Origin of the sequence: Pseudonocardia sp. TRM90224 (assembly GCF_021245725.1) — a bacterium.
Classification (GTDB): domain Bacteria; phylum Actinomycetota; class Actinomycetes; order Mycobacteriales; family Pseudonocardiaceae; genus Pseudonocardia.
The window spans coordinates 491,275-505,442 of sequence record NZ_JAJGSX010000001.1; the positions used below are offsets into that span (position 1 = coordinate 491,275).

At 72.3% G+C, this 14,168-nt stretch carries 11 protein-coding genes; 2 read left to right on the forward strand and 9 right to left on the reverse strand.

The window, feature by feature from the left end:
- Window position 1 precedes the first annotated feature (1 nt).
- Together LL648_RS02040 and LL648_RS02045 are read left to right on the forward strand one after the other, a co-directional pair.
- Window positions 2-1,906 carry an ABC transporter permease gene (locus LL648_RS02040; protein ID WP_232660625.1) on the forward strand — a complete coding sequence of 635 codons (1,905 nt, stop codon included), beginning with the start codon at window positions 2-4 and terminating at the stop codon, window positions 1,904-1,906.
- A 28-nt stretch (window positions 1,907-1,934) separates the two neighbouring features.
- Window positions 1,935-3,578 carry an ABC-F family ATP-binding cassette domain-containing protein gene (locus LL648_RS02045; RefSeq protein WP_232660626.1) on the forward strand — a complete coding sequence of 548 codons (1,644 nt, stop codon included), beginning with the start codon at window positions 1,935-1,937 and terminating at the stop codon, window positions 3,576-3,578.
- A gap of 15 nt (window positions 3,579-3,593) precedes the next feature.
- Here LL648_RS02045 and LL648_RS02050 read toward each other — a convergent pair whose 3' ends face one another.
- From LL648_RS02050 to LL648_RS02090, 9 genes are all read right to left on the reverse strand, one after another.
- On the reverse strand, window positions 3,594-3,899 hold the full coding sequence (locus LL648_RS02050) for an adhesin (RefSeq protein WP_232660627.1): 306 nt from the start codon (window positions 3,897-3,899) through the stop codon (window positions 3,594-3,596).
- 135 nt (window positions 3,900-4,034) lie between these two features.
- Window positions 4,035-4,862, reverse strand: coding sequence for an aldo/keto reductase (locus tag LL648_RS02055; RefSeq protein ID WP_232660628.1), 828 nt, complete (start codon window positions 4,860-4,862; stop codon window positions 4,035-4,037).
- Window positions 4,863-4,899: 37 nt separating this feature from the next.
- Window positions 4,900-5,736: a patatin-like phospholipase family protein gene (locus LL648_RS02060; RefSeq protein ID WP_232660629.1), complete on the reverse strand. Its 837-nt coding sequence runs from the start codon at window positions 5,734-5,736 to the stop codon at window positions 4,900-4,902.
- A 188-nt stretch (window positions 5,737-5,924) separates the two neighbouring features.
- Window positions 5,925-8,783 carry an FAD-binding and (Fe-S)-binding domain-containing protein gene (locus LL648_RS02065; protein WP_232660630.1) on the reverse strand — a complete coding sequence of 953 codons (2,859 nt, stop codon included), beginning with the start codon at window positions 8,781-8,783 and terminating at the stop codon, window positions 5,925-5,927.
- A gap of 5 nt (window positions 8,784-8,788) precedes the next feature.
- A complete protein-coding gene (locus LL648_RS02070; protein WP_232660631.1) occupies window positions 8,789-9,241 on the reverse strand; it encodes an FmdB family zinc ribbon protein in 453 nt (150 codons plus the stop codon).
- A 7-nt stretch (window positions 9,242-9,248) separates the two neighbouring features.
- Window positions 9,249-10,532, reverse strand: coding sequence for a hydroxyacid-oxoacid transhydrogenase (locus LL648_RS02075; RefSeq protein WP_232660632.1), 1,284 nt, complete (start codon window positions 10,530-10,532; stop codon window positions 9,249-9,251).
- On the reverse strand, window positions 10,529-11,341 hold the full coding sequence (locus tag LL648_RS02080; protein ID WP_232660633.1) for an N-acyl homoserine lactonase family protein: 813 nt from the start codon (window positions 11,339-11,341) through the stop codon (window positions 10,529-10,531). Before LL648_RS02080 ends, LL648_RS02075 begins: the two co-directional genes overlap by 4 nt.
- A 116-nt stretch (window positions 11,342-11,457) precedes the next feature.
- Window positions 11,458-12,159 (reverse strand): GntR family transcriptional regulator, encoded by a 702-nt coding sequence (locus tag LL648_RS02085; RefSeq protein WP_232660634.1) that lies wholly within the window; start codon window positions 12,157-12,159, stop codon window positions 11,458-11,460.
- A 15-nt stretch (window positions 12,160-12,174) separates the two neighbouring features.
- Window positions 12,175-14,148, reverse strand: a complete 1,974-nt coding sequence (locus tag LL648_RS02090) for a TerD family protein (RefSeq protein WP_232660635.1) — start codon at window positions 14,146-14,148, stop codon at window positions 12,175-12,177.
- Window positions 14,149-14,168: the final 20 nt, after the last annotated feature.

The following is a 14,168-nucleotide window of genomic DNA, read 5'->3' on the forward strand; positions in this document are numbered from 1 at the left end:
GGTGTTGCGCCTCTCGTGGTCGTCGTTCGTGGAGCGCTGGGCGCTCTTCGTCGGCGCTCTGGTGACGGTCTGCTTCGGCGTCGCGCTCGTCCAGTCGTCGCTGCTGGTGCTGATCTCGGCGGCGACGTACCAGCTGCCGGCGGATCTCTCCGTGCTCGAAAGGGCCCGCTACGGCGAGGGCACCGCCATCGCGATCACGCTCTCCGCGCTGACGCTCGCGTTCTCGGCGTTCCTCGCGGTGTTCATCGTCAGCTCGACGTTCGCCTTCACCGTCGCGCAGCGCAGGCGCGATCTCGCGCTGTTGCGGCTGGTCGGCGGTTCCCGCCGGCAGCTGCACCGGCTGCTGGTCGGTGAGGCGGTGCTGCTCGGCGGGCTCGGCGCGGCCCTCGGCATCCCGGTGGGTCTGGTCGTGATGCGGTTCCAGTCGGGGCTGCTGACGATGCTCGGGTTCGCGCCGCCCGGGTTCGCTGCCGAGTGGCGCAACTGGATCCTCGGGGTCTCGGCGGGGGTCGGGATCGGTGTCGCGCTGGCCGGTGTGCTGGTCGCGGCCAGTCGGGCGGCCCGGGTGCAGCCGTTGGAGGCGCTGCGCGACACCGGCGAGTCGGCCCGCGTCATGACGGTCGGCCGCTGGGTGATCGCCGGGGTGTTCGCGGCCGGTGCGATCGCGCTGGTCGTGCTCGCGCCGATCGGTGGCGCGGGCGGTGCCCCGCCGATGGCGATCAACGCGGCGCTGTGCGCCTCGGTCGCGATGAGCGCGATCAGCCCCGTGCTCGTGCCGGTCGTCTCGCGGCTGCTGCCGAGCGGCGCCGGCGTCATCACCGGGCTGGCCGGCGCGAACCTGCGCGACGGCGTGCGGCGCAGCGCGGCGACGGCAGCGCCGTTGATCGTGCTGGTCGGGCTGGTGCTGGGGCAGTCGGTGGCGCTGGCGTCCTTCGCCTCGGCCGGCGAGCTGGACCAGCGCGCCAGCACCGTCGCCGACCTCGTCGTCGAGGCCGACGGTCCGGTCGGGCCCCGGGTGGCCGCGGTGGCGGGCGTCGCGGCGCACTCGACGGAGGTCGAGGTGCCGGTGACGGTGACCTTCACCTACGACGACGACGTGGACGTCGAAGGCGGCAGCGGGCTCGTCGTCGACCCGGTCGCCTACGCCCGGTTCCACCCCGGCACCGACGCCGTCGCAGGGCTGGGCGGGAACGCCGTGGTCGCGGGCCCCGGCCGGGGCGCCGGGACGCCGGGGAGCTCCGGCGAGCTGCGGATCGGCGACACGGCGGCGGGTCCGCTGCACGTGGTGGCCGAGGTGCCCTCGCGCACCGGTGGCGGCGCGGACCTGCTCCTGCCCGGCGCGCTCGTGCCTGCGGACCTGCTCGCCCAGGCGCCGTCCCGGACGTTCGTCGAGCTGTTGCCGGGGGCCGACCCGGCCACGGTGGCCGGCGCGCTGGCCGGGATCGGCGAGGTGAGCACGCTCGACGCGTGGGCGTCCCGCGACGCCGCGGCGCGCAACGCGACCAGCATCAGCATCTTCCTGGTCGTGATGGGTCTCGGTGCCGCGTACGCGGTGATCGGCGTGATCAACGCGGGGGTGATAGGCGCGGCGGCGCGGCGCACGGAGTTCGCGGTGCTGCGCTCGACCGGGCTGACCAGGATGCAGGTCGTGCGGGCCGCGCTGGTCGAGTCGCTCGCCGTCACGGGCATCGGGCTGCTGCTCGGCGTCGGCGCGGCCGCGGGCACGTTCGTCGCGGTGGCGATGAGCACCGCGGCGATGATCGGGATCCCGACGATCACCGTGCCGTGGGCGTTCGTGATCGCCGTCGGGGTGGGCGCCGTCGCGATCTGCGGGGTGACGAGCGTCATCACGACGGTCGCCGGCACCCGCGGGAACCCGGTTTCGCTGCTGGCCGCCCGCGAGTGAACCGCGGCCCGCTACCGTTCGTCCCGATATGAGTACGAGTGCCACGATCCAGGCCACCGGCCTCGCCGCCGGCCACGGCGCCCGCGTGCTGTTCTCCGAGCTCGATCTCGTCGTCGCTCCCGGCGACGTGATCGGGCTCGTAGGCGCGAACGGCGCCGGCAAATCGACGCTGCTGCAGATGCTCGCCGGGGAGCGCCGGCCCGAGGAGGGCCGGATATCGGTCAGCCCGCCGACGGCCACGATCGGGCACCTCCCGCAGGAGCCGGATCGTCGCCAGGGCGAGACGGTCGCCGCGTTCCTCGCGCGGCGCACCGGCGTCACCGACGCGCAGGCCGCGATGGACGCCGCCGCGGAGGCGTTGAGCGGCGGGGTGCCCGGGGCCGACGAGAAGTACGCGACCGCCCTCGATCGCTGGCTGGCGCTCGGCGGCGCCGACCTCGACGACCGGGCCGGCGAGGTCGCGGCGGAGGTCGGGCTGGCCGTCGCGCTGGACGCTCCGATGACGGCGCTCTCCGGCGGGCAGGCCGCCCGCGCCGGCCTCGCCGCGCTGCTGCTATCCCGCTACGACGTCCTCCTGCTCGACGAGCCGACCAACGACCTCGACCTCGACGGCCTCGAGCGGCTGGAACGGTTCGTCGGCGGCCTGCGCAGCCCCGCGGTGATCGTGAGCCACGACCGCGAGTTCCTCGCCCGCACCGTCAACCGGGTCGTCGAGCTGGACATCGCGCAGCACCGGGTGGGTGTCTACGAGGGCGGCTACGACAGCTACCTCGCCGAACGCGCGATCGCGCGCCAGCACGCGCGCGACGACTACGAGGAGTACTCCGACCGGCTCGACGCGCTGAAGGGCCGCGCGCAAATGCAGCGCAACTGGATGGCGCAAGGCGTGCGCAACGCTCGCCGCAAGTCGTCCGACAACGACAAGATCGGCCGCAAGCTGCGCGCCGAGAGCAGCGAGAAGCAGGCCGCGAAGGCGCGCCAGACGCAGCGGATGATCGAGCGGCTGGACGTCGTCGACGAGCCGCGCAAGGAGTGGGAGCTGCGGATGTCGATCGCGGCGGCGCCGCGCTCCGGCACCGTCGTAGCGACGATGAACGGCGCGGTCGTCCGGCGCGGCGAATTCACGCTCGGGCCGATCGACGCGCAGGTCGACTGGGCCGACCGCGTGGTGATCACGGGCGCCAACGGCTCCGGCAAGACGACGCTCATCGGGGCGCTGCTCGGGCGGATCCCCGTCGACGAGGGCTCGGCGGGTCTCGGATCGGGCGTGCGGCTCGGCGAGATCGACCAGGCCCGCGGCCTGTTCATGGGCCCGGAACCGCTGGCCCGCGCGTTCGGCGACGCGGTGCCGGACTGGGCGGAGTCGGACGTCCGGACGTTGCTCGCGAAGTTCGGGCTGACCGGCGAGCACGTCCCCCGCCCGGCCGGTTCGCTCTCACCGGGCGAGCGGACGCGGGCCGCCCTGGCGTTGCTGCAGGCCCGTCAGGTGAACCTGCTGGTGCTCGACGAGCCGACCAACCACCTCGACCTGCCGGCGATCGAGCAACTGGAACAGGCGCTGGAGTCCTTCCCCGGCACCGTGTTGCTCGTCACGCACGACCGCCGGATGCTGGAGACGGTCCGCAGCACCCGGCGGTGGCAGGTCACGGCCGGCCGGCTCGTCGAGCAGTAGTCGTTGCTGGAGTAGTTACTGGGGGACCTGGTCCTGCTGCCCGATCGCGAACCTGAGCTCCTCGGCGCCGTCAGGACCCTCCATGGGCTGGACGTCGAGCACCTTGTCTTCCAGCACTTCGGCCGCGGCGGGCTCCAGGAACACGGAGACGCCTTCACCTGCGAGAACGACGTCGTCCTCGGCCGGCTGGCCGGCTAGCGAGAGTTCGAGGCCCTGCTCGGGCTGGGGGGCGGCGATGCGCAGTCCGCCGCCTTCGGGCAGCTCCGCATCGGTGGTCAGCGACTTGATGGCTTCGGCCGCGAGATCGGTGATTGCCAACATGCCGCGCCACGTTAGGGGCACTGGACCGATCCCGCAGGATGGAGCGGCGGGCCGGCCCCGAAGTTCCCCACCGTTTTGGGTGGATGCGCGCCGATCTGGCGCGCATGTGCCCAAAACGGTGGGGAAGTTGGCGCCTCAGCCGAAGGTTTCGGGGTCCGGGCCGAGCCGCGTGCCGTTCTCCAAGGTCGAGATCGTCGCGACGTCGTCGGCGCTCAGCTCGAAGTCGAAGATCTCGGTGTTCTCCTTGATCCGCGACGGCGTGACCGACTTCGGGAACACGATGTTGTCGAGCTGGAGGTGCCAGCGCAGCACGACCTGGGCGGGCGTCTTGCCGTACTTCTCCGCGAGCTCGACGACGATCTTCTCGCCGAGCAGGTCGCGGCCCTTGCCGATGGGGCTCCACGCCTCCGTCGCGATGCCGTGCTGGCGGTGGTAGGCGCGCAGCACGGTCTGCGGCAGGTACGGGTGCAGCTCGATCTGGTTGACCGCAGGCACGGTGCCGGTCTCGGCGGCGAGCCGCTCCAGGTGCGGCACCTGGAAGTTCGAGACGCCGATCGCGCGCGCCCGGCCGTCGGAGGCGATCTTCTCGAACGCCTTCCACGTCTCGACGAACTGGCCGGCGAAAGCGCGCGGCCAGTGGATCAGGAACAGGTCGACGGCGTCGAGACCCAGCTTCTGCAGGCTCTCGTCGAACGCGCGGAGCGCCTCGTCGTAGCCCTGCCGGGGATTGGCCAGCTTGGTCGTGACGAAGATCTCGTCGCGCGCGAGGCCCGACTCCTTGATGGCCTGCCCGACGCCTTCCTCGTTCGCGTAGCCCTGGGCGGTGTCGATGTGGCGGTAGCCCGCGTCGAACGCGGTCCGCACGATCTGCGCGGTCTCGGCCGGCGGGACCTGGAAGACCCCGAAGCCGAGCTGTGGGATCTCGACGCCGTTGTTCAGACGGATGACAGAGACATCAGACATGCTGTGTTTGTACCCGCTATCGAGGGGTTCGATAGCGTCAGCCCGCCCACACCCGGGTGATCTCGTCGAGCGCGGAGGCCGCCTGCGCACGCCCCGCGCGCGCCGACGCGGCCCGCTGGGCGGGGTCCAGGACGTTGCGACCGATGGCGCGCAGCGCGTCGGCGTCGGGGCTCAGCAGCGCCACATGCGCCGTCCGGCGCAGCTCGGCCACCTGCACGTCGGCGCCGATCATCGGCCCGATCCCGCGGGTCAGCGGGGCCAGCACGACCACCCGCTCGTACCCGGCGGCAAGATCGGCGTTCACCGGCGAGCGGACCCCGCCGTCGATGTAGCGGCGACCGCCGGCCGTCACCGGCGGCCACACGCCCGGCACGGCGCAGCTCGCCGCTACGGCGTCGACGAGCCCCACCCCGGAGTTGCGGTCGAACACCGTGGCCGCGCCGGTCTGCGCGTCCACAGCGGTGATCTTCAGCGCGCGCTGCGGCCACTCGCGCACGGGCAGCCGCCCCGCGACGACGGCCTTGCGCTCCTCCTCGGGCACGGTCGACGTCCGCAGCGCGACCCGTCCGATCCGCGCCCGGACCCGCTCAGGGGCCCGTGGGCCGATCATGCTGAGCGCGAGCTTCAGCATGATCGCCTTGCCGAGCGCCGCGGCGATCTCACCGTCGGCAGGGCGCAGCTGGGCGCTGTAGCGCTCCTCGACGTCCACCCCGATCGTGATCTGCGCCCCGACCACCGAGCCCGCCGAGGTGCCGACGACGAGATCGGCCCCGGTCAGGTCGAGCCCGAGGGACTTGAGCCCGGACAGCATGCCCAACTCCCACGCGACGCCGGTGATCCCGCCACCACCGAGCACGAGCGCACGATCACCCATGCCCCGATACTCGCACCGACGCCGTCCCGCCCGCCGAATCTCCCCACCGTTTTGGGTGGATGCGCGCTCCACGGCCGCGCATCCACCCAAAACGATGGGGAAGTTGGACGACGAGTAGAACGTCCCCACCGTTTTGCCTACCCACACACCCAAAACGGTGTGCAGGTTGGCAAAACGGTGGGGAAGTTTCAGAGGCCGAGGGCCTTCGCGGCCAGCTGGGCGAGGTGGACGGGCTCGCGGGTGCCGGCCTGGCGCAGCTGGGTGCGGCAGCTGAAGCCGTCGGCCAGCACCGCGACGTCGGCGTCGGCGGCCCGGACGGCGGGCAGCAGCACCCGCTCCGCGCACGCCATCGACACGTCGTAGTGCCCCTTCTCGAAGCCGAAGTTGCCGGCGAGCCCGCAGCAGCCGGAGTCGAGCACTTCGGCGTCGATCCCCAGGGCCGCCATCACCGCGCGGTCGGCGTCCGTGCCGAGCTCCGCGTGCTGGTGGCAGTGCACCTGCACCAGTGCGCGCTGGTGCTGCCCTTCGGCGAGCCCGCGCAGCTCGTCGGCGTGCTCGGCGAGCACCTCGGCGAACGTCCGCACCCCACCGGCCAGCGCGGCGGCCAGCGGCTCCTCGGCGAGCAGCTCGGTGCCGTCGGCCCGCAGCGCCGCCGTGCACGACGGTTCCAACCCGACGACGGGCACCCCGGCCGCCAGCCACGGCTCGACGGCCCGCAGGCTGCGGCGCAGCACGTTGCGGGCGGCGTCGACCTGCCCCGTCGAGGTCCAGGTCAGCCCGCAGCAGACATCCCGCGGCGGCAGCTCGACGCTGTACCCGAGCGCGGAGAGCACGGCGACGGCGTCAGCCGCGATGGCGGGGTCGAAGTGGTTGGTGAACGTGTCCACCCACAGCAGCACCCGCCGGCCCTCCCGGCCGCCGTCAACCGCCCGGCCCGCCCGGCCCGACCGCGTGTACGCCCGCGGCGCGATCGCCGGGATCGCCCGTTCCGGCGCGATGCCACCCAGCTTCTTCGCCACCCCGCCGAGCGGGCCGCTGCCGGCCGCGTTGATCCACGAGACGACCCGCGCCGGCAGCCGCCCGACCAGCCGCAGCCACCGCGGCAACGCGCCCATCGAGTAGTGCGAGGCCGGCCGGACGCGCCCGCGGTAGCGCTGCGCGAGGAACTCCGTCTTGTACGACGCCATGTCGACGCCGACCGGGCAGTCGCGCTTGCAGCCCTTGCAGGACAGGCACAGGTCGAGCGCCTCCGCGACCTCGGGCGACTGCCAACCCTCGGTGATCACCTGCCCGTTGGCCATCTCGAACAGCAGCCGCGCCCGTCCGCGCGTCGAGTGCATCTCCTCGCCGGTCGCGCGGAAGCTCGGGCACATCACGCCGCCGTGCTCGGTGACGCACTTCCCTACCCCGAGGCAGCGCCGGGTGGCCCGCGTGAACGAGCCGCGGTCGTGCGCGAACGCGAGCGCCGGCTCGTCGCGGAGCGTCGGCATCCCGACGAAGATCCGCAGGTCCTCGTCCATCTTCGCGGGGCGCACCACGCGGTCGGGGTTCATCCGGTCGTCCGGGTCCCAGATGCCCTTGAACTCCTCGAACGCCTTGATGATCTGCGGCGGGTACATCCGCGGCAGCAGCTCGGCCCGCGCCACCCCGTCGCCGTGCTCCCCGGAGAGCGAGCCGCCGTGCGCGACGGCGAGGTCGGCGGCGTCCTCCATGAAGCTGCGGAAGTTCGCGATCCCGGCCTTGGTGAGCAGGTCGAAGTCGATCCGGACGTGCAGGCATCCGTCGCCGAAGTGCCCGTAGTAGGCGCCGCGGCGGGAGTGCCGGGTGAGCAGCGCGTCGAACTCGCGCAGGTACGCGCCGAACCGCTCGGGCGGGACGGCGGCGTCCTCCCAGCCCGGCCACGCCTCGCCGCCGTCGGGCGAGCGGGTCAGGATGCCGGCGCCGTCCTCCCGGATGCGCCAGAGCGCCTTCATGGCCGCGGGATCGCTCACCACGATGCTGGAGGGCCCGTAGGGCTTCATCGCCGTGACGACCGCGTGCGCGGCGGCCTCGGCCTCGGCGCGCGTCGCCCCACCGGTCTCGACATAGAGCCAGCCACCGCCCTCGGGAAGCGCCCGCGACGCCGTCTCCACCGGGTTCGACGCCCGCAGCGCCGCGATGAGTCCGGCGTCCATGCCCTCGATCGTCAACGGCCCCAGCTCGCGGACCACCGTCACGTGGTCGGCCGCGAGGTACGCGTCGGGGAACCCGAGCACCGCGAGCGCCCGCACCGGCGGCGACTCGACCAGCCGGACGGTCGCGCCGAGCACCGTCGCACAGGTGCCCTCCGTGCCGACCAGCGCCTTCGCCAGGTCGAACCCGTTCTCCGGCAGCAGCTGGTCGAGGTTGTACCCCGAGACCCGCCTGGTCAGATCGGGGAACGAGGCGCGGACGTCGGCGGCGAGCCGCTCGCCGAGCGCCTGCAGCGCGGCGGGCACCCGCCCGGTCGCCGGCGTCCCCAGCCCCAGCTCCAGCCGTTCCCCGCGGTAGGTGAGCACGTCGAGCGCGTGCACGTTGTCGACGGTCTTGCCCCAGGCCACCGAGTGCGAGCCGCACGCGTTGTTGCCGATCATCCCGCCGAGCGTGCAGCGGTTGTGCGTCGAAGGGTCGGGGCCGAACGTCAGCCCGTGCGGACGTGCGGCATCGCGCAGCTTGTCGAGCACGAGCCCCGGCTGCACGCGTGCCGTGCGCGCGTCGGGATCGATGTCGACGACCCCGTTGAGGTGCTTGGTGAAGTCGAGCACGACGGCGGTGTTGACGGCCTGCCCCGCGATGCTCGTCCCGGCGCCGCGGGGCAGCACCGGGACGTCGTGCGTGGAGCACACGGAGACCACGGCCTCGACGTCATCGGTGTCCACCGGCGCCACGACACCGATCGGCACCCGCCGGTAGTTCGAAGCGTCAGCCGAGTACATCGCGCGCGTCGCGGTGTCGAACCGGACCCGGCCGCGAACGGCCTTGTGCAGATCGGCGTGCAGGTCGGTGACGTCGCTGGGAAGTACGGACACGCCCGTCAGTCTGAGCCACCCGCCGGCTTCGGAGGCGGAGCGGGGGTGTGTGAATGACCATGTCCGTGGCCGTGACCATGTCCGTGGCCATGTCCGGGCGCACTTCCGGGCACCGGATCACCCGCCCGCAACGGCGCCCCGTGGAAGCGCCCTTCGTGCGCGATGATCGGCCGTTGGTCGCCGGCCAGCTCCGGGTGCTTCGCCTCCAGCCGCTGCCGGGCGTCCCACTGCTTGCGCAGGCCGGTGACGTACTCCTTGCTGCCGTTGTACGTCCCGCGCCACGTCTGGGGCATCTCCTCCTTCGACAGCCCCGCCGACGCCTGCCCGCCGATGCGGAACCCGCTGGGCACCTTGCGCGTCGCGCCGCCGCACACCGGGCACTCGGGCGCAGCAGCGTCGCTCGCGGTCAGCTGCTCGAACCGGATCCCGCACTCGCACTTGAAGTCGTAGATCGGCACGGGCCACCTACCAGTTCTCGACCGAGCGGGTGAGGATCCCGGCGATGTCGTCCTCGGTCGGTGTCTTCGGGCAGGTCGCCAGCAGCCGCTGCTGCTTCATCGTCCCCGGCACGAGGTCGGGCACGTCCTGCTCGGTGTAGCCGACGCCGCCGATCCCGTTCGGTATCCCGATGTCGCGCATGAGCGAGATCAGCACCGACGGCAGCTGCTCGCGCGGGTCGTTGTGCTTGTCGGCGCGCGGGTCCATCAGCTCGGCCGCCCGCAGGTGCCGCTCGGGTGCGCTCTCGAAGGAGAACCGGAACGCCTCCGGCGCGGTCAGCGAGACCGACTGCCCGTGCGGGACCATCGGCTCGTCCTGCGGGTAGCCCGCCGGCCGGTAGTCCTTCACCATCCCCGCGATCGGATAGGCGTTGGCGTGCGGGATATGGACGCCGGAGTTGCCGAAGCCCATCCCGGCGAACGTCGCGGCCATCATCATGTCCGAGCGGGCCTCGACGTTGTCGGCGCCTTCGTGCACCGCCGTGCGGAACGAGTGCGCGAGCAGCGTCATCGCCTTCTCGCACCACAGGTCCGACACCGGGTTCGAGCCGCAGTACGTCACCCGTTCCTCGGGCTTCTTGCGGTCGAACGTGGCGTACCAGCGCGCGGTGTAGCTCTCCACCGCGTGGCAGACGATGTCCATTCCCGACGCTGCCGTGACCTCGGCCGGCAGCGACATCGTCAGCAGCGGGTCGATCACCGCGAGCGTCGGGCGCAGCCGCCAGTGGCTGATCCCGGTCTTGACCTTCATCGAGAGGATGTCGAGCACGCACATGGCGGTCGACTCGGAGCCGGTGCCGGCCGTCGTCGGGATCGCGATGAGCGGTTTGAGCTGGCCGGGTGGCACCTTCGCGTTGCCGATCGGCTTGTTGATGTAGTCCATCAGCTCGCCGGGGTGGCTGGTCAGCAGGTTGATCGCCTTGGCGGTGTCGATCGCGGAACCGCCGCCGACGGCGACGAACCCGTCCCACGGACCCTGCGCACGCGCGTACTCGGTGGCCTTGTTCATCGAGTCGTCGGTCGGTTCGACGTGCACGCCGTCGAAGATCTCCGAATCGATGTCGTAGCGCTTGAGGTTGTCGGCGATCCGCTGCGGCGCACCGATCGCGTTGATCCCCGGATCGGTGACGATCAGGACGCGCCGGACGCCGTACCCCGACATCTCGAAGCCGACCTCGTCGGCCGCGCCCGCCCCGAACTTCAGCGGCGGCGCACCCCAGGTGAAGATCGTTTCCTCGGTGAGATCGGTCATGTGTACGAGCCCTCCGGGGCCACCCGCAGCTGGTGGATCTGCTCCGCGTCGTGCCCGAAGATCATCTGTGCGCCGGTGCGCTCCTGGATCCCGCGCAGCTTCTCGACCGACGAGTAGAACTGTTCGAGGTTGTTGACGATCGCGGCCGGCGTCGCCGGCGGCCCGTAGCTCTCGCCCATGTAGACGGCGTCCGACGTGAAGATCATCGTGCCGGTGTCGGGCAGCTCCACCTGCATCGACATCGTGCCGACGGTGTGGCCGGGCGTCTCGATCAGCGTGATGCCGGGCAGGATCTCGGTGTCGCCGGAGACGGTCTGGAACTCCAGCCCTTCGTAGTCGCTCTTCAGGTGCGCGCCGTTGAACGGCCCGTCGAACCCGAACGCGAACTCCTTCTCGCGCTCGTGCACCACCAGCTTGGCGTTGGTGTTCTTGAACATCTGCGCGTTGCCGGCGTGGTCGAAGTGCAGGTGGGAGAGGATCACGTAGTCGATCTGGTCGAGCCCGACCCCCATCTGGTTCAGGCGGGCGTCGAGGTACTCGTCGTCGCTCACCTTGTCGTAGGGGAAGAAGTCGTGCAGGCCCGTCGGGCCCCAGCGCTCCTCCCAGTCCCGCGGGCAGCTGGTGTCCCAGAGGACCCTGCCCTCGTCGGTCTCGACGAGCACGCAGTGCGTCGGGACGTCGACCCACGGCTGCGGGGCGTCCTTGTGGTGCCTGTCGGTGATCGACTTGCCTGGCTTGATCAACAACCAGGTGAGGTCCGCGGTCATCGCGCCGCAGGGGATGACACTCACCTTGTTCGCAGTCGCCATCGTGGGTCCCTTCACCGTTGAGGGGCTGCCACGCGCTCGGACGCGCAGACGATCCGACCGTGGCATGTGGCATGCCACCCGTCAATCGGAGGAGCTCGCCGTTGGGTGAGGCCCGTTCAGGGAAGGGCGGCCCAGCTCATGTCGACGTCGACCGTGCCCGGCTCGGTGCCACCCTCCTGCGCGATGAGCAGCTCGGCGGTGTGCAGCAGGTGCGCGCGCATGGCCGCGGCGGCGCCGTCGGCGTCGCCGGCCTCCACACGCTCCAGCACGACCGCGTGCTCGGCGACGATGTCGGCCAGCGAGCGCGACGAGTGCGCGGTGGAGACACCCCTGCGCTGCACGACGTCGCGCAGGCCCTCGACGAAGTCGGCGAGCCGGGTGTTGCCCGACGCCGAGAGCAGCATCCGGTGGAAGCGGCGATCGTGCTCCCACATCCGGAACTCGTCGTCGGCGGCGGCCGCCTTCTCCATCGCCTGGAACTGCTTGCGCAGGTCGCGGCGGCCGGCCGCGTCGAGCAGCACGGTGGCGCGGCGGGTCGCCGGCACCTCCAGCAGCAACCGCAGCGTGAAGACCTCTTCGAGGTCGTGCAACGAGGTCTGCAGCACGCGCACGCCACGGTTGCGCTCGAACCGCACCATGCCCTGCTGGGCCAGCTTGATCAGCGCCTCCCGGACGGGCGTCCTGGAGACGCCCAGCTGGGTCGCGAGGGTCTGCACCGAGTGCAGCGTCCCCGGTGCGAGCTCACCGGTGATCACGGCGGTGCGCAGCGCACCGAGCACCTGCGCGTTGACCGTCTCCGCCTGCCTGACCTGCTTCACACCGGTGCCGCCCTGTCAGCCGAGCCCGCGCACGACACCTTCTGCCGTGCCGTACATCGAACGGACCGTCCGGCCGTCGTGGAACTCGCCGATCGCCGTCATCTCCCACGACGCCCCGAACCGGCGCAAGACGCTCATGACGACGCCAGTGCGCGGCTGCGACTCGGTGAGGTCGAACCGGGCGATCTCCGCACCGGTGTCGAGGTCGACGAGCCGGCAGGACGCCCTGGCGACGGCCGTGAACTTCTGCCCGCCGAACGAGTTCACCACGAAAACGACCGCGGCGACATCCGGCGCGAGCGCGGTCAGGTCGACGGTGATCTGCTCGTCGTCGCCCTCACCGTGCCCGGTCAGGTTGTCACCGGAGTGCTTGATCGCGCCGCCGCACGCGGCCTGGCTCAGGAACCACGCGGAGTCGACCTTCTTGCCGTTGGCGCCGATCACGATCGCGGAGGCGTCGAGGTCGATGCTGCGGCCGGTGTCGGCGGGATCCCAACCGAGACCCATCGCGACCCTGCGCAACGCGGGCGCGCCGCCCTTCGTCAGCGAGACGGTCTGCCGCTTCGCGAGCGACACCTTGCCCGGCTTGTCGAGCGTGACCTTCTCCAGGCTGACCGGCTGGGGTCCTGCCGCCTGAGGAGCTGCAGCTGGCGGCGCTGCTGCTGGAGACGCCGATTCAGGGGCCGGGGGCGGCGGCCACGGGGCGGCAGGCATCGGCGACTGGGGCATCGGCGGCTGGGGCATCGGCGGCTGGGGCATCGGCGGCTGGGGCATCGGCGGCGAGGTCGGCGCGAGGTTCTGCGGGACGGGCGGCGGTGGTTGCTGCGGCGGCCCCCACGCACCCGGCTGCTGCGGCGCGGCGGGCCACGCCGGCGGCGCGAGCGGCTGCTGGGTCGGCTGCTGGTGCGGGGGCAGCTGGTTCCACCACTCCGGCGGAGGCGGCGGTTGCTGCGGCGGCTGGGACGGCTGAGGTGTCCAGCCCTGCGGGGCGGGCCACTGGCCGGGCGGCGCGGGCGGGACGGGTGGCGGGGCCGGCTGCTGACCGCCCTGCCACGGCTGCTGCGGCTGTTGGGGGCCGGGCGCGGGCCACTGCTGGGGAGGCGCCTGTGGATGGGGCTGTGGATGGTTCTGTGGATACGCCTGGTGAGGAGGTTGTGGATGGGGCTGCGGGTACGGCTGGGGCCACTGTGGTTGCTGGCCGGGAGGCGCCGGGTTCCACTGCTGCGGACCCTGCGGCTGGGGCTGCGGGAACGGCTGCTGCGGGTTCGGCGGCTGCTGGGGCCAGGGCGGGGCAGCGGCCGCAGGCTGTTGGGGGACGGGCCACTGACCGGGCGACGGCGCCGGCGCGGGCCAGCCCGAATGCGCCGGCGGCGGGGGCGGCGTGCCCTGCCACGCCGGTTGCCCGACCGTCGGCTGGTCGTGCGGCAGATCAGCGGGCGGCGCCGGCGGCGCAGGCACGGCGTTCGCGACCGTGGGCTGGTCGCCGCCCGCCTCCTCGTCGGCGAGACCGTCGACCGTCACGCCGAAATCGGTCGCGATCCCACCGAGCCCGTCGGCGTACCCCTGCCCGACCGCCCGCACCTTCCACTGGCCGTTGCGGCGGTACACGTCCACGCACAGCAACGCCGTCTCCGCACCGAGCCCGTCGGGAACGAACTCGGCGACCCGCTCCCCCGCAACTGTCACGTCGAGGCGCAACCCACCGAGCGCGCCGAACGTCGCAGGCCCGCGCCCGTCGAGGCTCGCGGCGACGGTCACCTGCTCGATCGCGGCGTCCACCGCCGACGGATCGATGTCCACGCCGTCGGGCAGGTAGCGCACGCCAGGAGCCGCCGGCTGGTTGTAGAAGACGAAGTCGGCGTCGCCACGGACCTTCCCGTTGCCGGCGAGCAGCAGGGCCGATACGTCGACCGGGGCGCTCGCGGCGACCCGCACCGCGACCGGACCGGGCGGGAGAGGCGCATTGGCGCCCTTGGGGAGGGTCTGCACGGTCGCGATCCTGCCAGCGG